This is a genomic window from Enterobacter sp. JUb54 (genome assembly GCF_014298075.1).
Classification (GTDB): Bacteria; Pseudomonadota; Gammaproteobacteria; order Enterobacterales; family Enterobacteriaceae; genus Klebsiella; species Klebsiella lignicola.
Genome location: NZ_CP060418.1, coordinates 4534157 through 4557804 on the forward strand (window position 1 = coordinate 4534157; position 23648 = coordinate 4557804).

General features: G+C 55.1%; 22 protein-coding genes. 15 read left to right on the top strand and 7 right to left on the bottom strand.

The window, feature by feature from the left end:
* Positions 1-32 precede the first annotated feature (32 nt).
* On the top strand, positions 33-3830 hold the full coding sequence (gene yhdP / locus HF679_RS20960) for an AsmA2 domain-containing protein YhdP (protein WP_187042354.1): 3798 nt from the start codon (positions 33-35) through the stop codon (positions 3828-3830).
* 132 nt (positions 3831-3962) lie between these two features.
* Positions 3963-5408, top strand: a complete 1446-nt coding sequence (gene tldD, locus HF679_RS20965) for a metalloprotease TldD (RefSeq protein ID WP_187042355.1) — start codon at positions 3963-3965, stop codon at positions 5406-5408.
* Between the two features lie 82 nt (positions 5409-5490).
* Here tldD and aaeR read toward each other — a convergent pair whose 3' ends face one another.
* Positions 5491-6420 carry an HTH-type transcriptional activator AaeR gene (aaeR, locus tag HF679_RS20970; protein ID WP_123756273.1) on the bottom strand — a complete coding sequence of 310 codons (930 nt, stop codon included), beginning with the start codon at positions 6418-6420 and terminating at the stop codon, positions 5491-5493.
* Between the two features lie 130 nt (positions 6421-6550).
* Between aaeR and aaeX the strand changes: the two genes are divergently transcribed.
* The 4 genes from aaeX to HF679_RS20990 all read left to right on the top strand — a co-directional run bounded on the left by aaeX (position 6551) and on the right by HF679_RS20990 (position 10096).
* Complete coding sequence (aaeX, locus tag HF679_RS20975; RefSeq protein WP_041147453.1) at positions 6551-6754, top strand: p-hydroxybenzoic acid efflux pump operon protein AaeX; 204 nt, start codon at positions 6551-6553, stop codon at positions 6752-6754.
* A 7-nt stretch (positions 6755-6761) separates the two neighbouring features.
* Positions 6762-7694: a p-hydroxybenzoic acid efflux pump subunit AaeA gene (gene aaeA, locus HF679_RS20980; RefSeq protein WP_123756274.1), complete on the top strand. Its 933-nt coding sequence runs from the start codon at positions 6762-6764 to the stop codon at positions 7692-7694.
* Between the two features lie 5 nt (positions 7695-7699).
* The gene (gene aaeB / locus HF679_RS20985) at positions 7700-9667 is read left to right on the top strand and encodes a p-hydroxybenzoic acid efflux pump subunit AaeB (protein WP_187042356.1); all 1968 of its coding nucleotides are present in this window, start codon (positions 7700-7702) and stop codon (positions 9665-9667) included.
* 153 nt (positions 9668-9820) lie between these two features.
* Positions 9821-10096 (top strand): barstar family protein, encoded by a 276-nt coding sequence (locus HF679_RS20990; RefSeq protein WP_123756276.1) that lies wholly within the window; start codon positions 9821-9823, stop codon positions 10094-10096.
* Between the two features lie 50 nt (positions 10097-10146).
* On the opposite strand, the gene yhcN-B is transcribed toward HF679_RS20990, so the two are convergent.
* The 3 genes from yhcN-B to argR all read right to left on the bottom strand — a co-directional run bounded on the left by yhcN-B (position 10147) and on the right by argR (position 11603).
* Positions 10147-10413, bottom strand: coding sequence for a DUF1471 family stress response protein YhcN-B (gene yhcN-B / locus HF679_RS20995; RefSeq protein ID WP_123756927.1), 267 nt, complete (start codon positions 10411-10413; stop codon positions 10147-10149).
* 102 nt (positions 10414-10515) lie between these two features.
* Positions 10516-10779, bottom strand: a complete 264-nt coding sequence (yhcN, locus tag HF679_RS21000) for a peroxide/acid stress response protein YhcN (protein WP_123756277.1) — start codon at positions 10777-10779, stop codon at positions 10516-10518.
* Between the two features lie 353 nt (positions 10780-11132).
* Positions 11133-11603 (bottom strand): transcriptional regulator ArgR, encoded by a 471-nt coding sequence (gene argR / locus HF679_RS21005; RefSeq protein ID WP_041147448.1) that lies wholly within the window; start codon positions 11601-11603, stop codon positions 11133-11135.
* A gap of 415 nt (positions 11604-12018) precedes the next feature.
* On the opposite strand from argR, the gene mdh reads away from it, so the two are divergent.
* Complete coding sequence (gene mdh / locus HF679_RS21010) at positions 12019-12957, top strand: malate dehydrogenase (RefSeq protein WP_123756278.1); 939 nt, start codon at positions 12019-12021, stop codon at positions 12955-12957.
* Positions 12958-13015: 58 nt separating this feature from the next.
* Here mdh and degS read toward each other — a convergent pair whose 3' ends face one another.
* The 3 genes from degS to zapG all read right to left on the bottom strand — a co-directional run bounded on the left by degS (position 13016) and on the right by zapG (position 16101).
* Positions 13016-14074, bottom strand: a complete 1059-nt coding sequence (gene degS / locus HF679_RS21015; protein WP_123756279.1) for an outer membrane-stress sensor serine endopeptidase DegS — start codon at positions 14072-14074, stop codon at positions 13016-13018.
* Between the two features lie 87 nt (positions 14075-14161).
* Complete coding sequence (gene degQ, locus HF679_RS21020) at positions 14162-15529, bottom strand: serine endoprotease DegQ (protein ID WP_123756280.1); 1368 nt, start codon at positions 15527-15529, stop codon at positions 14162-14164.
* Positions 15530-15702: 173 nt separating this feature from the next.
* Positions 15703-16101 (bottom strand): Z-ring associated protein ZapG, encoded by a 399-nt coding sequence (zapG, locus tag HF679_RS21025; RefSeq protein ID WP_123756281.1) that lies wholly within the window; start codon positions 16099-16101, stop codon positions 15703-15705.
* Positions 16102-16291: 190 nt separating this feature from the next.
* On the opposite strand from zapG, the gene zapE reads away from it, so the two are divergent.
* From zapE to HF679_RS21065, 8 genes are all read left to right on the top strand, one after another.
* Positions 16292-17419, top strand: coding sequence for a cell division protein ZapE (zapE, locus tag HF679_RS21030; protein WP_154144124.1), 1128 nt, complete (start codon positions 16292-16294; stop codon positions 17417-17419).
* Positions 17420-17709: 290 nt separating this feature from the next.
* On the top strand, positions 17710-18138 hold the full coding sequence (gene rplM, locus HF679_RS21035) for a 50S ribosomal protein L13 (protein WP_123756283.1): 429 nt from the start codon (positions 17710-17712) through the stop codon (positions 18136-18138).
* A 15-nt stretch (positions 18139-18153) separates the two neighbouring features.
* Positions 18154-18546, top strand: coding sequence for a 30S ribosomal protein S9 (gene rpsI / locus HF679_RS21040; protein ID WP_003025138.1), 393 nt, complete (start codon positions 18154-18156; stop codon positions 18544-18546).
* Positions 18547-18858: 312 nt separating this feature from the next.
* Positions 18859-19497: a stringent starvation protein SspA gene (sspA, locus tag HF679_RS21045; protein WP_123756284.1), complete on the top strand. Its 639-nt coding sequence runs from the start codon at positions 18859-18861 to the stop codon at positions 19495-19497.
* A gap of 3 nt (positions 19498-19500) precedes the next feature.
* Positions 19501-19995: a ClpXP protease specificity-enhancing factor gene (gene sspB, locus HF679_RS21050; protein WP_123756285.1), complete on the top strand. Its 495-nt coding sequence runs from the start codon at positions 19501-19503 to the stop codon at positions 19993-19995.
* A gap of 132 nt (positions 19996-20127) precedes the next feature.
* The gene (gene nanR, locus HF679_RS21055) at positions 20128-20910 is read left to right on the top strand and encodes a transcriptional regulator NanR (protein WP_370453888.1); all 783 of its coding nucleotides are present in this window, start codon (positions 20128-20130) and stop codon (positions 20908-20910) included.
* Positions 20911-21050: 140 nt separating this feature from the next.
* Positions 21051-21953 carry an N-acetylneuraminate lyase gene (gene nanA / locus HF679_RS21060; protein ID WP_123756287.1) on the top strand — a complete coding sequence of 301 codons (903 nt, stop codon included), beginning with the start codon at positions 21051-21053 and terminating at the stop codon, positions 21951-21953.
* A 160-nt stretch (positions 21954-22113) separates the two neighbouring features.
* A complete protein-coding gene (locus HF679_RS21065; protein ID WP_123756288.1) occupies positions 22114-23601 on the top strand; it encodes an MFS transporter in 1488 nt (495 codons plus the stop codon).
* Positions 23602-23648 lie beyond the last annotated feature (47 nt).

Genomic DNA, 23648 nt, shown 5'->3' on the forward strand with positions numbered 1-23648 from the left:
ATGATGTGTAAAAGTCTGACAAGGAGAGAGGCGTGAGACGACTGCCCGGGATATTACTGCTCACCGCGGCAACATTGACTGTTGTCGTCGCTCTGCTGGTGAGTGGCCTGCGTCTCGTGCTGCCGCAGTTAGATGCATGGCGCCCACAGCTGCTGGCAAAAATCTCCGCGATGTCAGGCACGCCGGTCAATGCCTCACAGCTGACAGCCAACTGGCAGAATTTTGGCCCGGCGCTCGATGTGCGTGATATCAGCGCTGGCCTGAAAGATGGCGGTCAGCTCTCTGCCAAACGTGTCACTCTGGCACTGGATGTCTGGCAAAGCTTGCTGCATATGCGCTGGCAGTTCCGCGATCTCACTTTCTGGCAGTTAAAAGTCCATACCAATTCACCGATCCAGACCAATGATGGCGGCGATAGCCTGAAAACCGACCATATTGGCGATCTGTTCCTGCGTCAGTTCGACCACTTTATCCTGCGCGACAGTCATTTGAGCTTTGTGACCATTTCCGGCCAGCGTGCAGAGTTAGCCATACCGCAGCTCACCTGGCTGAATACGAATAACCGCCACCGCGCGGAAGGTCAGTTGAGCCTCTCCAGCCTGAACGGCCAGCATGGGGTGATGCAGGTGCGCATGGACCTGCGTGATGAAAATGGCTTGCTCAACAAGGGGCGGGTGTGGCTGCAAGCCGACGACATTGACGTTAAGCCGTGGCTCGGGCGTTGGATGCAGGACAATATCGCGTTACAAAACGCGCGCTTTAGCCTTGAAGGTTGGATGAACATCGACAAAGGCGATATCGCCGGGGGCGACGTCTGGCTGAAAAAGGGCGGCGCCAGCTGGAAGGGCGATCGCGAGCCTCATCATTTGACGGTGGATAACCTGACGGCGCAAATCTTCCGTGAGAAGCAGGGCTGGGGTTTTCATATCCCGGATACCCGCATCTCGATAGATGGTAAAGCCTGGCCACGCGGCGCGCTGGCGATGGCGTGGATCCCGGCGCAGGACGTGGGTGGCGATGACCATTTACGCAGTGATGAATTGCGCATCCGCGCCAGCAATCTCGATCTGAATGGCCTGGTCGGGCTGCAACCTTTTGCAGATAAGTTAGCCCCGGCGCTGGGCGACATCTGGCGGACTACGCAGCCTACCGGCATCATCGATGTTCTGGCGCTGGATATTCCGCTGCAGGCGGCGGATAAGTCCCGCTTTCAGGCACGCTGGAGCGATCTCTCCTGGAAACAGTGGAAGCTGTTACCAGGGGCCGAGCATTTCTCTGGAAACGCAGCCGGTAGCGTGGAGAACGGCGCGCTGCATGCCAGTATGACGGATGCGAAAATGCCCTATGCCACGGTCTTCCGTGCGCCGCTGGAAATTGCACAAGGCGATGCCACCCTCAGTTGGGTGAAGAATGAAAAAGGCTTCATGCTCGACGGGCGCAATATCGACGTGCAGGCGACCGGCGTACGCGCCCGCGGCGGGTTCCGTTATCTACAGCCGCAGGATGATGAGCCGTGGCTGGGTATTCTGGCAGGGATCAGCACCAACGACGGCGGCCAGGCATGGCGCTATTTCCCGGAAAACCTGATGGGGAAAGCGCTGGTGGATTATCTCAGCGGCGCGATTAAAGGGGGCAATGCGACCAACGCCACCCTGGTATACGGCGGCAATCCACATCTGTTCCCGTACCTTCATAACGAAGGCCAGTTCCAGGTGTCGGTGCCATTAACCAATGCCACCTTTGCTTTTCAACCCGACTGGCCGGCATTGACCGGGCTGGATATCAACCTCGACTTTATCAACAACGGCTTATGGATGAAGTCCGATAAGGTGATGCTGGGTAAAGTTGCCGCCACTCACCTTGATGCCGCCATCCCGGATTATTCGCGGGAAAAACTGCTTATCGATGCCGATGTGAACGGCCCGGGGAAAGAAGTCGGCCCGTACTTCAAAGAGACCCCGCTGAAAGAGACGCTGGGATCGGCACTGGATGAACTGCAGTTAGATGGAAATGTGAGCGCTCGCTTACATCTTGATATTCCGCTGGACGGCGAGCTCACCACCGCCAAAGGCGATGTGGTACTGGCTAATAACAATCTGTATATCAAGCCAATCGATACGACGCTGAAAGACCTCAACGGTAAATTCAGCTTTGTGAATGGCGATCTGAAAAGCGATACCCTGAAAGCCAACTGGTTCAATCAACCGTTGAATGTCGATTTTTCCACCACCGAGGGGCCAAAAGCCTTTGACGTGAACGTGGGAATGAACGCCAACTGGCAGCCTTCACGCATGGGGCTGCTGCCAAAAGCGGTCGATGATGCCCTGAGCGGCAGCGTGCCGTGGGAAGGCAAGGTGGCGATTGAACTGCCGTATCGCGGGAGCGCGAGCTATAAAGTTGATATCAGCGGCGACCTGAAAAATGTAAGTAGCCACTTACCTTCTCCGGTAGATAAACCGGCAGGCGTCGCGCTGCCGGTGAAAATTAATGCCGAAGGCGGGTTAAACAGCTTTGAACTGACCGGGACCATCGGCGGGAAAAATCATTTCAACAGCCGCTGGCTGCTGAACCGTAAGCTGACTCTCGATCGCGCTATTTTAACTTCTGATAGCAAGGCGATTTCTCCGCTGCCGGATCAGGCCGGGGTTGAGCTGAATATGCCGCCGATGGATGGTGCTGAGTGGCTGGCTCTGTTCCAGGGCGGCGCCGTCAATGAAGTCAGCAGCAATATCGTCTTCCCGCAGCGCATTACGTTACGTACGCCGTCGCTGACCTTCGCCGGCCAACGCTGGAACAACGTCAGCCTGGTGAGCCAGCCGGATGCGGGCGGCTCGAAGGTGGAAGCCCAGGGGCGGGAAATCAACGCCACCCTGACGATGCGCGACCATGCGCCCTGGCAGGCAGCCATTCGTTATCTGTATTACAACCCGACCAGCGCCCAAAAGTCCGCTGACACCACGAGCAGCGCCCCGCTTGCCGATAACCGTCTTGATTTCCGCGGCTGGCCCGATCTCCAGCTTCGCTGCGCGGAGTGTTGGTTATGGGGGCAGAAGTACGGGCGTATCGATGGCGATTTCGCCATTAAAGGCGATACCCTGTCGCTGGCTAACGGCCTGGTGGACACCGGTTTTGGCCGCCTCACCTCTGAAGGCGTGTGGGTGAATGCGCCCGGCGGCGTGCGGACATCGCTGAAGGGCAAACTCCACGGCAACAAAACGGATGCTTTCGTGAGCTTCTTCGGTATCTCCACGCCGGTGAAAGGCTCGTCGTTTGATGTCGACTACGATTTACACTGGCGCGCGCCGCCGTGGCAGCCGGATGTAGCGTCGCTTAACGGGGTGCTGAAAAGCCACCTTGGGAAAGGCGAGTTTACCGATATCAGCACTGGCCACGCCGGTCAGCTGCTGCGTTTGCTGAGCGTCGATGCGCTGCTGCGCAAGCTGCGCTTCGACTTTAGCGATACCTTTAGCGAAGGCTTCTATTTCGATTCGATCAACAGCACGGCGTGGATTAAAGATGGCGTGCTGAATACCGACGATACCCTGGTCGATGGCCTTGAAGCGGATATTGCCATGAGAGGCTCGGTCGACCTGGTGCGACGCGAGCTCGATCTGCAAGCGGTGGTGGCGCCGGAAATCTCCGCTACCGTCGGCGTGGCAACGGCGTTTGTGATTAACCCGATTGTCGGCGCCGCCGTCTTTGCTGCCAGTAAGGTGCTGGGGCCGCTGTGGAACAAAGTGTCGATCCTGCGTTATCGCATCACTGGTCCTATCGACCAGCCGCAAATCAATGAAGTTCTGCGCCAGGCGCGCAGCGACAAAAAGCAATGATTTGACGATTACGGGGAATTATCGCAATCTCAATAGATAGCGTTTTATACCCGCTATCGCCGCAGGCTGCAGCCTGAACGATTTAGGGTATATTCTTCCGCCTGATACGCGACAACATATGAGTAGCAAACGATGAGTCTGAACCTGGTAAGTGAACAATTACTGTCGGCAAATGGCCTGAACCATCAGGATCTTTTTGCCATTCTTGGCCAGTTGGCCGAGCGCCGTCTTGATTACGGCGATCTCTATTTTCAGTCGAGCTATCACGAATCCTGGGTTCTGGAAGACAGCATCATTAAAGATGGCTCGTATAACATTGACCAGGGTGTCGGCGTGCGTGCGGTCAGCGGTGAGAAAACCGGTTTTGCCTATGCCGACCAAATCAGCCGACTGGCACTGGAACAGAGCGCGCAGGCGGCCCGTACCATCGTGCGCGACAACGGTGATGGCAAAGTACACACCCTGGGCGCGGTTGAGTACAGCTCGCTGTACACCAGTATCGATCCGCTGCAAAGCATGAGTCGTGAAGAGAAGCTGGATATCCTGCGTCGCGTCGATAAAGTTGCTCGTGCTGCCGATAAGCGTGTGCAGGAAGTGTCCGCCAGTCTGAGCGGTGTCTATGAACTGATTCTGGTCGCGGCGACCGATGGAACGCTGGCGGCAGATGTTCGCCCGTTAGTACGCCTGTCCGTCAGCGTGCTGGTGGAAGATGATGGCAAACGCGAACGAGGTTCCAGCGGCGGCGGCGGTCGTTTTGGTTACGACTATTTCCTTGCCTCCGAAGATGGTGATGTTCGAGCGGATGCATGGGCGCGAGAAGCGGTGCGTATGGCGCTGGTGAACTTGTCAGCCGTTGCAGCACCGGCCGGCATGTTGCCGGTGGTACTCGGCGCCGGCTGGCCTGGCGTGTTACTGCATGAAGCGGTAGGGCACGGTCTGGAAGGCGATTTCAACCGTCGCGGCACCTCGGTCTTTAGCGGCCATATGGGTGAGCTGGTGGCGTCAGAACTCTGTACCGTCGTGGATGATGGCACCATTGCCAATCGTCGTGGTTCGCTGGCGGTGGATGATGAAGGGACCCCAGGTCAATACAACGTATTGATTGAGAACGGGATCCTTAAAGGCTATATGCAGGATAAACTCAATGCGCGCTTGATGGGCGTTGCGCCGACCGGTAACGGCCGTCGTGAATCCTATGCGCATTTACCGATGCCGCGTATGACCAATACCTACATGCTGGCAGGGAAATCAACGCCGCAGGAGATTATCGAATCGGTGGATTACGGTATCTATGCACCTAACTTTGGCGGCGGCCAGGTGGATATTACCTCCGGTAAGTTTGTGTTCTCCACCTCTGAAGCCTACCTGATCGAAAAAGGGAAGGTCACTAAAGCGGTGAAGGGGGCGACCCTTATCGGCTCCGGAATTGAAGCCATGCAGCAGATTTCGATGGTTGGTAATGACCTGAAACTGGATAGTGGCGTTGGCGTTTGTGGTAAAGAAGGCCAGAGCGTGCCGGTGGGCGTTGGCCAGCCGACGCTGAAAGTAGATAACCTCACCGTCGGCGGAACCGCCTGAGTGTCGTCACTGCGCTTCCGCTTTGTGCGGAGGCGCAACCTGCCCCTCGATTCCCGGTCACTCCACCTTTCTGTTGTTCGCGCTAGCGGGCGATTCCGCGGCCGTGCATGCCCTGATAAATTTTCGCCACTTCGACAAAATACTCCGTCAGCGAGTTTATACACACCTGCACCTTCAGCGGCAGTTTGTCTTTTTCGGTATACACCGCATACACCGGGCGAGGATCGGACTGATAGCTGGGTAACAGGATCTCCAGCTCGCCACGGTTGATCTCCTCGATCGCCCACATCAGCGGCACATAGGCTACCCCGACGCCGGCGGTCAGCCAACGTACCAGCGTCATCGGATCGTTGGTGACAAAGCGGCCCTGCGGGATCAGTTTGGTGGAGATCCCTTCCGGGGCGATAATTTCGAACTCATTATCCGGGCGCACGCTGTACTCAAGCCATGAGTGGCTGGCGAGATCGGCGGGTTTTTCCGGGATCCCCGCCTGCTGCAGATAGCTTTTCGCCGCGCAGAGCACCATCGGCATTGAGCCAAGGCGCCGTGAAAAGAGGCTGGAGTCCTGCAACGCCCCGACGCGGATCACTACATCCAGGCCATCGGCGATCAGATCCGGAGCCGGGATACCGGTGACCAGGTTGACCGATAAACCCGGGTATTCTTTCAACATACCGGCAGTAATGTGGGCGAGGACATTCTGTGCCATAGTTGAAGAGCAGCCAACGCGTAGCGTACCGATAGGCGTATTGTTAAATGCGTAGAGTTGCTCGTGGACATCACGGGCTTCGAACAGCATCCGGCGGCAGCCCTGGTAATAAATCTTACCGGCTTCCGTTAAGGCCAGGCTGCGCGTGCTGCGGTTTAACAGCTTCACCTGTAGCTCATCTTCCAGTTTAGAGACAGTCTGGCTGATGGAAGAGACACTCATCTGAAGCTGCTGTGCCGTGGCGGTAAATGAACCCAGTTCAACCACTTTGGCAAAAACGGACATGCGTTTTAATCGTTCCATTATTCACTCTGACTTAAAAGTGATTTAGATCACATAATATAGATCATGCTGCAATGGTTACGTTACTATATTGTTAGCTAAATAATAAACGCTTCACGCTACCACCTGTACGCTTCTTATCAAGGTCATCATGAGTCTGTTCCCTGTCATCGTGATTTTCGGCTTGTCATTTCCGCCGATCTTCTTTGAATTGCTAATATCGCTGGCCGTTTTCTGGCTGGTGCATCGGCTGCTGGTTCCCACCGGCATCTATGATTTTGTCTGGCATCCTGCACTTTTCAATACCGCGTTATATTGCTGCCTTTTTTATCTGATATCGCGTTTGTTCGTTTGAGGTCGATGTGAAAACACTAACAAGAAATATCTTCCGTACCGCAATCACTGTGATACTGGTTATCCTGGCGTTTGTCGCGATTTTTCGCGCCTGGGTCTATTACACGGCCTCTCCCTGGACGCGTGATGCACGCTTTAGTGCCGATATCGTGGCCATCGCCCCTGATGTCTCAGGGCTGATTTCACAGGTAAATATCAAGGATAACCAGCTGGTTAAGAAAGACCAGATATTGTTTGTGATCGACCAGCCGCGTTACCAGAAAGCCCTCGCCGAAGCGCAGGCCGACGTCTCCTACTACCAGACGCTGGCTCAGGAAAAGCGTGTTGAAGCTGGCCGTCGTAACCGACTGGGCGTACAGGCCATGTCCCGTGAAGAGATTGACCAGGCCAACAACGTCTTACAAACGGTAGAGCATCAGTTGGCGAAAGCGGTCGCGACCCGCGATCTGGCGGCACTCGATCTTGAACGTACGGTGGTGCGTGCGCCGGCCGATGGCTGGGTGACCAACCTCAACGTCTACAACGGCGAATTCATTACCCGCGGCTCTACCGCCGTGGCACTGGTTAAACAAAACACCTTCTACGTGGTGGCCTATCTCGAAGAGACCAAGCTGGAAGGTGTCCGTCAGGGTTACCGCGCGGAAATCACCCCGCTGGGCAGCAGCCTGTCCATTAAAGGGACGGTAGACAGCATTGCCGCCGGGGTGACCAACGCCAGCAGCAGCGTCGATGCGAAAGGGATGGCCTCTGTGGATTCCAACCTCGAATGGGTGCGCCTGGCGCAGCGTGTTCCGGTGCGTATTCGTCTCGACAAGCAGCAGGGCAATCTGTGGCCTGCCGGGACGACCGCAACGGTGGTGATTACCGGTAAGGAAGACCGCGATACCAGCCAGGCTAACTTCTTCCAGAAACTGGCGATGCGCCTGCGTGAGTTTGGTTAATCGCCATGGGCATCTTCACCATTGCATCCCGGCATCTTCGCTTCGCGATTAAACTAGCCTGTGCGGTCGTGCTGGCGCTGTTTGTCGGTTTCCACTTTCAGCTGGAAACCCCACGCTGGGCGGTGCTGACCGCGGCGATTGTGACCGCCGGCCCCGCGTTTGCCGCCGGAGGAGAACCTTACTCTGGCGCTATCCGCTATCGCGGCATGCTGCGTATTGCCGGGACCTTTATCGGGTGTATCGCCGCCCTGACGATTATTATTTTGATGATTCGCGCGCCGCTGCTGATGATGCTGGTGTGCTGCTTGTGGGCGGGATTTTGTACCTGGATCTCCTCGCTGGTGCGGGTCGAAAACTCCTACGCCTGGGGGCTGGCGGGCTATACCGCACTTATCATTATCATCACCATCCACACCGACCCGATGCTGGCGCCGCAGTTCGCCGTTGAACGATGCAGCGAGATTGTCGTGGGGATTGTCAGCGCGATCATCGCCGACCTGCTATTTTCTCCGCGTTCGATTAAGAAAGAGATCGATCTCGAGCTGGATAACCTGCTGGTCGATCAGTACCGGCTGATGCAGCTGTGCGTGGCGCATGGCGACAGCGAAGTGGTCGATAAAGCCTGGGGGGCGCTGGTGCGCCGGACCAGCGCGCTGGAAGGGATGCGCAGTAACTTGATTATGGAGTCATCGCGCTGGGCGAAGGTCAACCAGCGGCTGAAGGCGATCAATACCATCTCGTTAACGCTGATTACCCAGGCCTGTGAAACCTACCTTATTCAGAACTCGCGCCCGGAAATGGTGACTGATGATTATCGTGAGCTGTTTGCCGAACCGGTAGAGAGCGTGCAGGACGTCCACCGGCAACTGAAAAGAATGCGCCGCTTTCTGACCTGGAAAGGGGAACACAATACGCCGGTGACGATCTACAGCTGGGTGGGTGCCGCGACGCGTTATCTGCTGTTGAAACGCGGGGTGGTGGGCAATACCCGAATCAGCCGGATTGAAGATGACGTGCTGCAGGGAGAAGTGGTGGTGAAGGCGGGGTCCGCTGAACATCACCATGCGATGGTCAACTTCTGGCGTACTTCTATTTCCTGCATTCTGGGCACGTTGTTCTGGCTGTGGACCGGCTGGACCTCCGGTAGCGGGGCGATGGTGATGATTGCAGTAGTCACGTCGTTGGCCATGCGCCTGCCTAATCCGAGGATGGTGGCAATTGACTTCCTGTACGGCACATTGGCCGCTTTACCGCTCGGGGCGCTGTTTTTCCTGGTGATTATGCCCGCCACGCAGCAAAGCATGTTGTTGCTGTGCCTCAGTCTGGCGGCCATGGCATTCTTCATTGGTATTGAAGTCCAAAAACGGCGACTGGGATCGCTGGGGGCGCTGGCGAGCACCATCAACATCCTGGTGCTGGACAACCCGATGCAGTTTCAATTCAGCCAGTTCCTCGATAGCGCGCTGGGGCAGATCGTCGGTTGTTTCCTGGCGTTGATGGTGATTCTGCTCGTGCGGGATAATTCGCAAGCGCGTACCGGACGTGTGCTGCTTAATCAGTTTGTGTCGGCTGCGGTTTCATCACTGACGACCAACACCGCGCGGCGCAAAGAGAACCACCTGCCCGCGCTGTATCAGCAACTGTTCCTGTTGCTGAATAAATTCCCCGGGGATATAGCTCGCTTTCGCCTGGCGTTAACGCTGATTATCGCCCACCAACGCCTACGGGATGCGCCGGTACCGGTGAATGACGATCTGTCGGCGTTCCACCGGCAGCTGCGGCGTACCGCCGATCACGTGATGTCCGCCAGTAATGATGATAAGCGGCGGCGCTATTTCGCTCGCTTGTTAGAGGAGCTGGACGTTTATCAGGAAAAACTGCAGCTCTGGGAAGCCTCACCACAGGTGACCGAACCCGTTCGAAGGCTGGTAGAGATGCTGCGGAAATACCAACAAGCTCTCACCAACAGCTAACCCTCTGAACCGACGCCTGAAGCGTCGGTTTTTTTATCACTATACTTAAGTGTCGAGGACGTTTACGTTCTGTACAGGAGAGCGGGTGGAAACCCGGCGCAGAAAGAGTATTGGGACAGGTGACAATAGCGCGATATTGACAGGGTGCGGGCGATGACTATCTATACCTTTGATTTCGACGATATAGCCGAACAGCAGGATTTCTATCGTGAATTCTCACGGACCTTCACGCTCAATCGTGACAAGGTGAATAATCTGGACTCTTTGTGGGAAGTGGTCACCGGAGGACTGCTGCCGTTGCCGCTGGAGATTGAGTTTATTCACTTGAGTGATAAGCAGCGTCGGCGCTTTGGGGCGTTGATATTGCTGTTTGATGAAGCGGAAGAAGAGCTGGAAGGGGAGCTACGCTTTAACGCCAGACAGGCATAAAAAAGCCCCCGACAGGGCGGGGGCAAGTCGTCGGACTAGACGACGAGGGTTTATTTGTACAACTCAGCTGTAGCGTGCCAGCTATCGCCGGTACGGGCTTCAATAATACGGTAGCTGCTTGCGCCTTCTTTCTCGGCTTTCGCCGCCAGTTCCTGACGCATATCCATCGGGGCGCTGCCTACCTGAGAAACAGACACGGTACCCATAGACTGCAGATTTTGAGCTTGTTCCGCGCTGACCTGATTAACGGCAGCATTAGCGCCGAAGGAGAGAACGGAAGCCAGGCCCAGGGATGCGATGATCATTGCACTTTTCATAATCTTTACTCCAACCATAATGTTGCAGCGGCGGGAGGTGTCGTATGAACCTGGGCCGCTGGGGAAATTCGTATTCAGTTAATAACCGACAATCGTTAAATCTTATTTATAAAGCTCAGCCGTTGCGTGCCAGTGGTCACCGGTGCGGGCTTCGATAATGCGGTAGGAAGAAGCACCTTCTTCCTGAGCTTTCTGATTCAGCATTTCATGCATATCCATCGGGGATGCGTTCACCGCGCCGACGGAAACCGTGCCGATTGACTGACGGCCTTGCGCCTGCTCGCTATTAATCGAGTCAGCGGCGAAAGCGCCAAAGGAGAGAACCGACAGAACGCTGAGTACAGCGACAGTTGTTTTGATTTTCATGATGTTCACCTCGTCGAATCTTATTATTGAGGGCTCTTCGTTTCGTGACCCTCATCACAAAATCAAGTATACACTAATCACCGAAAATATTAATACCGTGCTAATTGTTTTATGAGTAAATAATTGCAAGGAATTGTCGTTTTTATAACGTATAAGTATTAGGAATGTCATTTTTTCGCCATGACCAGGTGTTATAGCGAATAAAATCATATGGATAGGTGAATTTGATATTTTGTGCGTTTTAGACTCTCTCATTCGGTAAAGGAATGTATAGAGGCGGAAAACCACACTTAATGTTAAAGAAATGCTGCGTTTTTGAATGAGCCCCCTGGCGGGCGCCAGAGGGAAGGGGCTTACAGTTCTTGTTCGAACAGCACCAGAATCGCGTCGTGCAGATCTTTGACGGTAAATCCTCTGGCCGGGGTAGTAAAGATGGTGTCATCGCCGGCAATACTGCCGAGAATACCTTCCGCTTTGCCGAGGGAGTCCAGCAGGCGGGCAATCAGCTGCGCCGCACCCGGGCTGGTGTGAATCACCACCACGGCATCGTTATAGTCGATGTCGAGGACCAGGTTCTTCAGTGGGCTGGAGGTTGTCGGGACGCCAAGCTCGGCAGGCAGGCAATAGACCATCTCCATTTTGGCGTTCCGGGTACGCACCGCGCCAAATTTTGTCAGCATGCGGGAGACTTTCGATTGGTTAATATTATCGAAACCTTCTTCCTGCAGCGCCTGGACAATCTCGCCTTGAGAGCTGAACTTTTCTTCTTTAAGCAGCAGTTTAAACGCTTTAACCAGTTCTTCTTGTTTTGCCGAACTTCGCATAAGTCACCCAAATTATGGTGGTAAAAACAACATCATTATGCATAAGAATGAATTTTTATGCAAATAATCCGCAAGGGGATAAAGTAAATAATGTTATGAAGGGGGCATATTTTAGCAAATAACCCTGCGAAGGAACATGCCTTCATCACAGCCCGTAAATCGCTGTAAAAGTAAATTAAATGTTATGAGAATGATGTTGTTTTGCCGAGCAAGCTGGGTGTATTGTAACCAATAGTCGATCCGGTAAAGCATTGTGCCGGGTAGTCACCCTCAAGGATGAAAATGCGAAGCTGATGCATCACTGCGCAACAGTCCGCATTATTCAACCATACTGATTGTAATTGTTTATCTTGTGAATTAAGGTCCAGGCGACGGAATAACGAAAGACGATATTAACCATAATAAGGAGTTTAGGATGAAAGTTGCAGTCCTCGGCGCTGCTGGTGGAATTGGCCAGGCGCTTGCCCTACTACTTAAGACCCAACTGCCTTCAGGTTCAGAACTCTCGTTGTACGACATTGCTCCGGTCACACCGGGCGTGGCGGTTGATCTTAGCCATATCCCTACCGATGTGAAAATTAAAGGTTTCTCCGGTGAAGACGCCACTCCAGCGCTTGTCGGGGCGGATGTCGTGTTGATTTCTGCTGGCGTAGCCCGTAAGCCAGGCATGGATCGCTCCGATTTATTTAACGTGAACGCCGGTATCGTGAAGAATCTGGTCCAACAGATTGCGAAAACCTGCCCGCAGGCCTGCATCGGCATTATTACCAACCCGGTGAATACCACGGTGGCCATTGCGGCAGAAGTGCTGAAAAAAGCGGGCGTTTACGACAAGAACAAACTGTTTGGCGTGACCACGCTGGACATCATCCGTTCGAACACCTTTGTCGCTGAGCTGAAAGATAAATCGGCATCAGATATCGAAGTCCCGGTGATTGGCGGCCACTCCGGCGTGACGATCCTGCCGTTGCTGTCCCAGATTGCGGGCGTGAGCTTTAGCGATCAGGAAGTTGCCGATCTGACAAAACGTATCCAGAACGCCGGTACCGAAGTGGTGGAAGCCAAAGCCGGCGGCGGGTCGGCGACGCTCTCGATGGGACAGGCGGCCGCACGTTTCGGCTTGTCCTTAGTGCGGGCAATGCAAGGCGAAAAAGGGGTGGTGGAATGTGCTTACGTGGAAGGCGATGGCCAGTACGCGCGCTTCTTCTCCCAGCCGCTGCTGCTCGGTAAAAATGGTGTTGAGGAACGCCAGCCGATCGGTAAGCTCAGTGCATTTGAACAGCAGGCGCTGGAAGGGATGCTGGATACGCTGAAGAAAGATATCGCTATGGGCGAAGATTTCGTCAACAAATAAGCGTGTGATGGATTAAAAAAACCGGAGCGAGTGAGCAGCTCCGGTTTTTTTATGTCTGCTAGTTGGTGGCCGGGTATTCCTGAACGGCGATATGCAGAGTGATCTTCTTGTCATCACGCATAATGATCACCGGAATTTCTGAGCCAGGGCGGATTTCCGCGACCTGATCCATGGTCTCAAGCGCGGAGACGGCCGGCTTGTCATTCACGGAGACGATCACGTCGTTGGCGCGGATCCCGGCCTGAGCTGCCGGGCCATCCGGTGCTACATCATTGACCACAATCCCTTGCAGCTGATCGATCCCGCCGCCCTGCGCATGCAGTGGGGCAATCTCACGACCGCTGATGCCGATATAGCCGCGGATCACCCGACCATCGCGGATAAGCTTATCCATAATCTTGGTGGCCAGCTGGAACGGAATGGCGAAGCCGATCCCTTCTGGCGTTTCACCATCATTGCTTTTATCAAATGACAGCGTGTTGATGCCCATCAGCTCGCCCAGCGAGTTCACCAGCGCGCCGCCGGAGTTACCGTGGTTAATGGAAGCATCGGTTTGCAGGAAATTCTGGCGCCCGGTAGGGTTCAGGCCAATACGACCGGTAGCGCTGATGATGCCCTGGGTAATCGTCTGCCCAAGGTTATAGGGGTTACCAATCGCCAACACCACATCACCGATATGCGGTACCCGCTTAGGGTTGATCGGGATAACCGGCAGGCCAGCGTTGGCGTTGATCTTCAGGACCGCGAGATCGGTTAGCGTATCGGAACCCACCAGTAACGCTTCAAAGACCCGGCCGTCCTGTAGGGCGACGATGATCTGATCGGCATCATTGATAACGTGCTTATTGGTCAGAATGTAGCCGCGCTGATCCATGATAACGCCGGATCCGAGAGTGAGCTGATTATGGCTGGTGCCATTCAACGCGCGGTTATAGACATTCACCACCGCCGGTGCGGCACGGCGGACGGCTGGATTATAGCTGGCGGGCGATTCGTCCGCGCTATCGTACTGGGTGGTCGTCGACAGATGCCACTTACGCAAAGAAGGCATCGCGGCGAGCAGCAGGCCCCCGACGATCAAACCGATGAGTACAGAACGTAGTAACTTTCCAGGCATGATGCAGATATCGTTAATGGATGGACATGCGCAGCATAGCACGAGTTATCCGGACATCGCACGGCAGGCGATGTCCGGAAATCCGCATTAACGCAGCAGCAGATAAATGCTTTCGTTCCCGCGCATGACGTTCAGCGCAATAACGGCCGGCTTACTCTCCAGCACTTTACGCAGCTCGACGATGGACTGAATGCGTTCGCGATTCAGGCCGATGATCAGGTCATCTTTGTGCAGGCCAACCTGAGCCGCAGGGCTTCCTTTCTCTACGCTATCGACGGTGACGCCTTTCGTGCCGTCTTTCATCTGTCCGTCACTGAGCGATGCCCCCTGAAGTGCCGGAATGATGAGGTCGGCGCTGGCGGTCGAGGAGGTGCTTTTATCCAGCGTTACTTCAACGTCCAGCGGCTTCCCTTCACGCAGCAGGCCCAGCTTCACTTTGGTTCCCGGCTCCGTCGTGGCGATCCGCGAGCGCAGCTCGGCAAAGCTGTTAAGCGGTTTGCCATTCATGCTGACAATCACGTCGCCAGATTTCACCCCGGCTTTGGCCGAACCTGAGTTCGGCAGGACTTCACTGACGAATGCCCCGCGCTGAGCGTCGATGTTCATCGCTTTGGCGATATCTGCGCTCATTTCCATGCCTTTTATACCCAACAGGCCGCGTTTGATTTCACCAAACTGGATAAGCTGCTTGGCAAGGGTCTGCGCCATGTTACTCGGAATGGCAAAGCCGATACCGACGCTGCCGCCACCCGGCGCCAGAATCGCGGTATTGATACCAATCAGTTCGCCGTTGAGGTTCAGCAGGGCCCCGCCGGAGTTACCGCGGTTAATGGAGGCATCGGTCTGGATAAAGTTCTCGAGCCCTTCGAGGTTCAGCCCGCTGCGGCCCAGCGCCGAGACGATACCGGAGGTCGCGGTCTGGCCAAGGCCAAACGGGTTGCCGACGGCCACGGCGAAATCGCCGACCCGCAGCTTATCGGAGTCGGCGATGGCGATTTGCGTCAGATGGCTGGGCTTTTGGATTTGCAACAGCGCGATATCGCTCTGGTCGTCGCTGCCGACCAGCTTCGCGTCAAACTCACGACCGTCGTTGAGCTGAACGCTGATTTTCTGCGCCTGGCTGATCACGTGATTGTTGGTCAACACATAGCCTTTTGCGGCATCGATGATGACGCCGGAGCCGAGGCCTTCAAAAGGCTGAGCCTGCTCCTGCGGCACATTGTCGCCAAAGTACTTTTTCAACTCTTCCGGCATATTTTGCGCAGGCGCGGCGGTCCCTTCAACCTGCACGCTCACCACCGCCGGCAGCACTTTTTCTAGCATGGGAGCAAGGCTTGGCAGTGCGCCCTGGCCGGGGATCTGGGTGGGTAACGATGCCATAGCCGTAGGTAAAACCGACAGCGATAACCCGATGCTTAACGCTAATGCACTCAACAGCAAAGTCTGTTTCTTCATCTGATGCTGGCTCTCGTAACCTGAGGTGTATGGAAATGCGTCCCGAATGGTCTGATGTTATTGAATTTTTGACCCGCTAACAATGCGGTCAATGGTTAAATAATAGCTGGGATACAGGGTTGAGACGGGCGCAGGGAACGCGCCCGGATAATATTTTTGCGGTCAGGGAGAGATTAGTCGCGTTTTGCTCCGCCGCGCAGCAGGCCGGACGCGCCATCAGAATAGTCGCGCGGCATCTGGACCGGCGCCTGATCGTTGCCGGCTTCGGATTCAGCCAGACGGTTGCGGAACGGGTTTGCGTCCGCCATGGTGTCTGGCAGCAGGCTGCTGGAGCTTTTTGCCATATGCTGATACAGCTGGCGATAGTCATCGGCCATGTTATCCAGCAGTTCTGCACTGCGGGCAAAGTGGCTGACCAGCTCTTCACGATACTCTTCAAGCTCTGTTTTATTCTTTTCCAGCTCGAACTGCAGCGCCTGTTGTTGGCGTAATTTGCGGTTGCCAAAACGCATGGCGACGGCACCGATGATGATACCGACAACTAGCCCAATTAGCGCATATTCCCAGGTCATGTACATCTCCCGTTGTTTTGTGGTTCCGTAGGGTGGCTGTAAGGCTCTCCGCCTGCGCCCGATAGTGCCACTATAACCGCTAATTCCACAGAAGTGGAATCCTGGCGTATCATCGCGTAGTGTAGAACGGCCTTTTTTTCGTCAATCGTGAGCTTCAGCATTACGGTTTTCAAGGAATAACAATTAGATCATGCAAAGCCTGTCCCCAACATCGCGTTACCTTTTCGCTCTCAAAGAGGGCAGCCATCAACCCGACGATGTCCAGCAAGAAGCGGTAAGCCGCCTTGATACCATCTATCATGAACTGCAGAATAAACCCGTTCCGGTACCGCAAAGCGGCGGTTTACGGGCAAAATTCGGCAAGCTGCTGGGCAAGCGTGAACCTACCGCCGATACCGCTGCCGTGCGCGGCCTCTATATGTGGGGAGGCGTAGGCCGGGGCAAGACCTGGCTGATGGATCTGTTTTACCAAAGCCTGCCGGGCGAGCGTAAGCAGCGCCTGCACTTCCACCGCTTTATGCTGCGCGTGCATGAGGAACTCATCACCCTGCAGGGGCACAGCGACCCGCTTGAGATCCTCGCTGACCGCTTCAAGGCGGAAACCGACGTATTGTGCTTCGATGAGTTTTTTGTCTCCGATATTACCGATGCGATGCTGCTGGGCGGCCTGATGAAAGCGCTGTTTGCCCGTGGGATTACGCTGGTGGCGACCTCGAACATTCCGCCGGACGATCTGTACCGCAACGGGCTGCAGCGTGCTCGCTTCCTGCCTGCCATCGAGGCGATTAAACAGCACTGCGACATTATGAACGTCGATGCCGGTATTGATTACCGCCTGCGTACCTTAACCCAGGCCCATTTGTGGCTGTCGCCTCTCAATACGCAGACCCAAGAGCAGATGGATAAACTGTGGCTGGCGCTGGCGGGGGCTAAACGCGAGCAGACGCCGACGCTGGAGATCAACCATCGTATGCTGCCGACGCTTGGCGTCGAAAACCAGACGCTGGCGGCCTCGTTTGCCACGCTGTGTGTGGATGCGCGTAGCCAGCACGATTACATTGCGCTCTCGCGCCTGTTCCATACCGTGATGCTCTTTGACGTCCCGGTGATGACCGGGCTGCTGGAGAGTGAGGCCCGGCGTTTTATCGCGCTGGTGGATGAATTCTACGAGCGTCACGTCAAGCTGGTGGTCAGCGCCGCGGTTCCGCTGCATGACATTTATCAGGGCGATCGCCTGAAGTTTGAGTTCCAGCGTTGCTTATCGCGCCTGCAGGAAATGCAAAGCGAAGAGTATTTGAAACGCCCACATATGCCCTGACTGAGAACCTTTCCCTTATGCCGCGTTGCCTGAGGGAAAGGCAGAAGAGAACGGCATGACACCGGCGAAAAAACCTGCTTCTAATCACATAAAGGGGTCGACCTTTGTTCCCGACTTCTCTATAATCTTGCGACCCCACGTTACAAGAAGGTTTTTTTCCCAAAACTTTCTATAGTGCCGGCATAGGCTATTCGAAGGGGTAGGTTTGCTGGACAATGTCGCGTGAACCTCAACTGACTAAACGTTTGGGTGTTCACCAACGTGTAACTTATTATTTGGGTAAGCTTTTAATGAAAACTTTTACAGCTAAACCAGAAACCGTACAGCGCGACTGGTATGTTGTTGACGCGACCGGTAAAACTCTGGGCCGTCTGGCTTCTGAACTGGCTCGTCGCCTGCGCGGTAAGCATAAAGCGGAATACACTCCGCACGTAGATACCGGTGATTACATCATCGTTCTGAACGCAGAAAAAGTTGCTGTAACCGGCAACAAGCGCGAAGACAAAATGTACTATCATCACACCGGCCACATCGGTGGTATCAAAGAAGCGACCTTTGAAGAGATGATTGCTCGCCGTCCTGAGCGTGTGATTGAAATCGCGGTTAAAGGCATGCTGCCAAAAGGCCCGCTGGGTCGTGCTATGTACCGTAAACTGAAAGTTTACGCGGGTAACGAGCACAACCACGCGGCACAGCAACCGCAAGTTCTTGACATCTAATCGGGATTATAGGCAATGGCTGAAAATCAATATTACGGCACTGGTCGCCGCAAAAGTTCCGCAGCTCGCGTTTTCATCAAACCAGGCAGCGGCAAAATCGTTATTAACCAGCGTTCTCTGGAACAGTACTTCGGTCGTGAAACTGCCCGCATGGTAGTTCGTCAGCCGCTGGAACTGGTCGACATGGTTGAGAAACTGGATCTGTACATCACTGTTAAAGGTGGTGGTATCTCTGGTCAGGCTGGTGCGATCCGTCACGGTATCACCCGCGCTCTGATGGAGTATGATGAGTCCCTGCGTGGCGAACTGCGTAAAGCTGGTTTCGTTACTCGTGATGCTCGTCAGGTTGAACGTAAGAAAGTCGGTCTGCGTAAAGCACGTCGTCGTCCTCAGTTCTCCAAACGTTAATTGTTTTCTGCTCACGCAGAACAATTTGCGAAAAAACCCGCTTCGGCGGGTTTTTTTATGCAGAAATCTGGCGTTTTCCCTCCGAAAACCACCTGTTCTTACCACTTTTTCAGCATTTCCAGAATCCCCTCACCACAATGCCTTCAAGATCTGGTAAACTATCATCCAATTTTCTGCCCAAATGCTGGTGATCGTTCATTTTTGTGATTTTACCCAAACGAGAATGACGTCACGCTACTGGGGTTTTTACATCTGGCCAATCCTGTGTGGTTGGTAGCAGTACAAAAATTCTGAATATACCTGGAGGTTTTCATGGCTGTCGCTGCCAACAAACGTTCGGTAATGACGCTGTTTTCTGGTCCTACTGACATCTATAGCCACCAAGTCCGCATCGTGCTGGCAGAAAAAGGTGTTAGTTTTGAGATAGAGCACGTGGAAAAGGACAACCCACCTCAGGATCTGATTGACCTCAACCCGAATCAAAGCGTACCTACGCTGGTGGATCGTGAGCTCACTCTGTGGGAATCCCGCATCATTATGGAATATCTGGATGAGCGTTTCCCGCACCCACCGTTAATGCCGGTCTATCCGGTTGCGCGTGGAGAAAGTCGTCTGTACATGCAGCGTATCGAAAAAGACTGGTATTCGCTGATGAACACCATTCAGACCGGTACCGCTGCCCAGGCTGAAACCGCGCGTAAACAGCTGCGCGAAGAGCTGCAGGCGATTGCACCTGTTTTCACCCAGAAACCTTACTTCCTGAGCGATGAGTTCAGCCTGGTTGATTGCTATCTGGCACCGCTGCTGTGGCGTTTGCCGGTTCTCGGTGTTGAAATTATTGGCGCTGGCGCGAAGGAGCTCAAGGGCTATATGACTCGCGTCTTTGAACGTGATTCCTTCCTCGCTTCCTTAACTGAACCCGAGCGTGAAATGCGACTCGGTCGAGGCTAACCGATGGATGTATCGCAGCTAACGCCGCGTCGCCCGTACTTACTGCGGGCGTTCTATGAGTGGCTGCTGGACAACCAGCTGACGCCACATCTGGTTGTCGATGTGACATTACCCAACGTACTGGTGCCGATGGAGTACGCGCGCGATGGGCAAATCGTCCTGAATATTGCGCCGCGTGCCGTGGGGAACCTGGAACTGGCTAATGACGAAGTGCGTTTCAACGCGCGCTTTGGCGGTGTCCCGCGCAATGTTTCCGTGCCGATGGCTGCGGTACTGGCTATCTATGCCCGTGAAAACGGCGCTGGTACCATGTTCGAGCCTGAAGCGGCCTACGATGAAGACGTCACGACGCTGAATGATGACGACGCATCGGTAAGCAATGAAAACGAGACGGTGATGTCGGTGATTGACGGCGACAAGCCGGACAACCATGACGATGACCCTGACGATACGCCGCCGCCGCGCGGTGGCCGTCCGGCGCTACGCGTCGTGAAATAATCATCCAGCAGGTTATGGATGCCAGATTGCAGGCCCTTCGGGGCCTGTTCTGTTATCTACGCCGCCCACAGGGAATTCTTGTGGTAAGATGATCCCGTCGTCACTTGCTGTCACACATCACACATGGTCCCTATGAGCGCATTTGATCCCCAGACAGAAGAAACCTCGTCCGCCATCGGTAGCAGCCTGCACCGCCGTCCGCTGGCGCGTAAAAAGCTCTCTGAAATGGTAGAGGAAGAGCTCGAGAATATGATCCGCCGCCGCGAGTTTGCTGAAGGTGAGCAACTCCCGTCTGAGCGTGAGCTGATGACCTTTTTCAACGTCGGTCGTCCTTCTGTGCGCGAAGCGCTGGCCGCGTTAAAGCGTAAAGGCCTGGTGCAGATTAGCAATGGCGAACGCGCCCGCGTCTCCCGGCCTTCCGCCGACACCATCATTGGTGAACTGTCGGGGATGGCGAAAGACTTCCTGTCTCACCCAGGCGGTATTGCTCATTTTGAACAACTGCGCCTGTTTTTTGAGTCCAGCCTCGTCCGCTATGCCGCGGAGCACGCCAGTGATGAGCAGATCGATAAACTCGGGCAGGCATTGAAGATCAACAGCCAGTCGCTTGATGACAACGCGCTGTTTATCCGTTCTGACGTGGAATTCCATCGGGTGCTGGCGGAAATCCCCGGGAACCCGATCTTTATGGCAATCCATGTCGCGCTTCTGGACTGGCTGATCGCCGCACGACCGAAAGTCCCAGAGCACGCGTTGCACGAACACAATACCGTCAGCTACCAACAGCATATCGACATCGTCGAAGCCATTCGGCGTCGCGACCCCGACGAAGCCGATCGCGCCTTACAAAGCCACCTCAATAGCGTTTCCGCGACCTGGCACGCCTTCGGCCAGAAAAAGCACCCCACAAAATAAGCCAGACGATCGTCAGGATCGTTGTTTAGTGAAGCAGATCGCATAATAAGCGTTCTGTATGAGGTTACCTCGCAACCTGTCTGGTATAACAGGTATAAAGGTACATCGTTAATCACAGGTAATATCACAACGAGGTTTATATGGCGGTCAATTTACGTGGGGTGATGGCGGCGCTGCTTACGCCGTTCGACGGGCAACAAAAGCTGGATACTCAGAGCCTGCGCCGGCTGGTGCGCTTTAATCTGAGCCAGGGCATTGATGGGTTATACGTTGGCGGCTCGACTGGCGAGGCTTTTGTGCAAAGCAGCGCGGAGCGCCAGGAAGTGCTGGAGATCGTGGCTGAAGAAGCAAAAGGGAAAATGACACTGATTGCCCACGTTGGCTGCGTCAGCACCCTGGAGAGCCAGCAGCTGGCCCGGGCCGCGGACGACTACGGTTACGATGCCGTCTCCGCCGTTACGCCGTTCTACTACCCCTTCAGTTTTGAAGAGCACTGCGCTCACTACCAGGCCATTATTGATTCGGCTAATGGCTTACCGATGGTGGTCTACAACATTCCGGCGCTCAGCGGCGTTAAGCTGACCCTTGAGCAGATCAACACGCTGGTGACCTTGCCGGGCGTGGGCGCGTTGAAGCAAACCTCGGGCGATCTCTTCCAGATGGAGCAGATCCGTCGCGCGCATCCGGATCTGGTGCTTTATAACGGCTATGACGAGATCTTTGCCTCCGGCCTGCTGGCGGGCGCCGACGGCGGGATCGGTAGCACCTACAACATTATGGGATGGCGCTATCAGGGGATCGTGCAGGCGCTGCGGACCGGCGATATCGCAAAAGCGCAGAGGCTGCAAAGCGAGTGCAACAAGGTCATCGACCTGCTGATCAAAACCGGTGTATTCCGCGGTCTGAAAACCGTCCTGCATTATATGGATGTGGTGGCGGAGCCGCTGTGCCGCAAACCGTTCTCCCCGGTCGATGAGAAGTTCCTTCCGGAGCTGAAGGCGCTGGCGCAGCAGTTGCAGCAGGAGAAAGCGCAGCTGGGTTAAGACGAACGCGCGCCCCGCCGCATTGCGCGGGCGGGGATAATCCCGGCCACCGGCACAATACGCCTTGTCCGGGTAACAACACTGTCTGTGTCGGGTGTGGTGCAAACGACATCCGGTATCAAAAGCCAAGCGTGGGTCTGACCCATCGCGGGAGAGTAAAATGAGTACAACGACCCAGAACATCCCGTGGTATCGCCATCTCAACCGGGCACAGTGGCGGGCGTTCTCCGCCGCCTGGCTGGGATATTTGCTTGATGGTTTTGATTTTGTCTTAATCGCCCTGGTCCTGACGGAAATTCAGGGTGAGTTTGGCCTGACCACCGTTGAGGCGGCCAGCCTGATTTCCGCCGCCTTTATTTCACGCTGGTTTGGCGGGCTGATGCTGGGCGCAATGGGTGACCGCTACGGACGCCGGCTGGCAATGGTCACCAGTATTATCCTGTTTTCTGTCGGTACGCTGGCCTGCGGCTTTGCGCCCGGCTTTACCACCATGTTTATCGCCCGACTGGTGATTGGTATGGGCATGGCGGGGGAGTACGGCTCCAGCGCGACCTACGTCATTGAAAGCTGGCCAAAACAGCTGCGCAACAAGGCCAGCGGCTTTTTGATCTCCGGTTTCTCCGTCGGGGCAGTGATCGCGGCACAGGTTTACAGCCTGGTGGTGCCGGTCTGGGGCTGGCGTGCGCTGTTTTTCATTGGCATCGTGCCGATTGTCTTTGCACTGTGGTTACGCAAGAACATCCCGGAAGCCGAGGACTGGAAAGAGAAGCATGAAGGCCAGGCGCCGGTCCGCACGATGGTGGATATCCTGTACTGCGGAAAGCATCGGGTTATCAATATCTTCCTGACTATGATGGCGGCGACCGCGTTGTGGTTCTGCTTTGCAGGCGATCTGCAAAATGCCGGCATCGTGGTGCTATTGGGACTGGTTTGCGCGGCGATCTTTATCAGCTTTATGGTACAGAGCAGCGGCAAGCGTTGGCCAACCGGGGTGACGCTAATGGTAGTGGTCCTGTTCGCCTTTCTCTATTCGTGGCCGATCCAGGCGCTTTTGCCCACCTATCTTAAAACGGAACTCGCGTACGACCATACCACCGTGGCGAAGGTGCTGTTTTTCAGCGGCTTTGGCGCGGCGGTGGGCTGCTGCGTGGGCGGTTTTCTCGGCGACTGGCTGGGCACCCGCAAAGCCTATGTCTGTAGCCTGCTGGCATCCCAACTGTTGATTATTCCGGTGTTTGCTATTGGCGGCACAAACGTGTGGGTATTGGGCCTGTTACTGTTCTTCCAGCAGATGCTGGGGCAGGGGATCTCCGGGATCTTACCGAAATTGATCGGCGGTTATTTCGATACCGATCAACGCGCCGCGGGCCTGGGCTTTACCTATAACGTCGGGGCACTGGGCGGAGCGATCGCGCCGGTTCTCGGGGCGCTGATCGCACAGCGGATGGATCTGGGCACAACGCTGGGATCGCTGTCGTTCGGTCTGACCTTTGTGGTGATCCTGCTTATCGGTCTGGATATGCCCTCCCGCGTGCAACGCTGGATCCGCCCGGAAGCGGTACGTACCCATGATGCGATTGATGGCAAACCGCTGAGCGGTGCGGTGGCATTCGGTGCCAACAAAAGCGGATTACTGAAAACCAGGTAGCCGACGCCCGGCGCTGATGCCGGGCCATGACAGATATCAGGGAGTTA

Bases quoted from the DNA above. Each gene is read 5' to 3' on its own strand.
- aaeX (WP_041147453.1), top strand. From the start codon at position 6,551: ATGAGTCTGTTCCCTGTCATCGTGATTTTCGGCTTGTCATTTCCGCCG.
- HF679_RS20990 (WP_123756276.1), top strand. From the start codon at position 9,821: ATGACTATCTATACCTTTGATTTCGACGATATAGCCGAACAGCAGGAT.
- yhcN (WP_123756277.1), bottom strand. From the start codon at position 10,779: ATGAAAATCAAAACAACTGTCGCTGTACTCAGCGTTCTGTCGGTTCTC.
- sspA (WP_123756284.1), top strand. From the start codon at position 18,859: ATGGCTGTCGCTGCCAACAAACGTTCGGTAATGACGCTGTTTTCTGGT.
- HF679_RS21065 (WP_123756288.1), top strand. From the start codon at position 22,114: ATGAGTACAACGACCCAGAACATCCCGTGGTATCGCCATCTCAACCGG.
- zapE (WP_154144124.1), top strand. From the start codon at position 16,292: ATGCAAAGCCTGTCCCCAACATCGCGTTACCTTTTCGCTCTCAAAGAG.
- mdh (WP_123756278.1), top strand. From the start codon at position 12,019: ATGAAAGTTGCAGTCCTCGGCGCTGCTGGTGGAATTGGCCAGGCGCTT.
- tldD (WP_187042355.1), top strand. From the start codon at position 3,963: ATGAGTCTGAACCTGGTAAGTGAACAATTACTGTCGGCAAATGGCCTG.
- argR (WP_041147448.1), bottom strand. From the start codon at position 11,603: ATGCGAAGTTCGGCAAAACAAGAAGAACTGGTTAAAGCGTTTAAACTG.
- zapG (WP_123756281.1), bottom strand. From the start codon at position 16,101: ATGACCTGGGAATATGCGCTAATTGGGCTAGTTGTCGGTATCATCATC.
- nanA (WP_123756287.1), top strand. From the start codon at position 21,051: ATGGCGGTCAATTTACGTGGGGTGATGGCGGCGCTGCTTACGCCGTTC.
- aaeR (WP_123756273.1), bottom strand. From the start codon at position 6,420: ATGGAACGATTAAAACGCATGTCCGTTTTTGCCAAAGTGGTTGAACTG.
- aaeB (WP_187042356.1), top strand. From the start codon at position 7,700: ATGGGCATCTTCACCATTGCATCCCGGCATCTTCGCTTCGCGATTAAA.
- rpsI (WP_003025138.1), top strand. From the start codon at position 18,154: ATGGCTGAAAATCAATATTACGGCACTGGTCGCCGCAAAAGTTCCGCA.
- yhcN-B (WP_123756927.1), bottom strand. From the start codon at position 10,413: ATGAAAAGTGCAATGATCATCGCATCCCTGGGCCTGGCTTCCGTTCTC.
- nanR (WP_370453888.1), top strand. From the start codon at position 20,128: ATGAGCGCATTTGATCCCCAGACAGAAGAAACCTCGTCCGCCATCGGT.
- degQ (WP_123756280.1), bottom strand. From the start codon at position 15,529: ATGAAGAAACAGACTTTGCTGTTGAGTGCATTAGCGTTAAGCATCGGG.
- rplM (WP_123756283.1), top strand. From the start codon at position 17,710: ATGAAAACTTTTACAGCTAAACCAGAAACCGTACAGCGCGACTGGTAT.
- degS (WP_123756279.1), bottom strand. From the start codon at position 14,074: ATGCCTGGAAAGTTACTACGTTCTGTACTCATCGGTTTGATCGTCGGG.
- sspB (WP_123756285.1), top strand. From the start codon at position 19,501: ATGGATGTATCGCAGCTAACGCCGCGTCGCCCGTACTTACTGCGGGCG.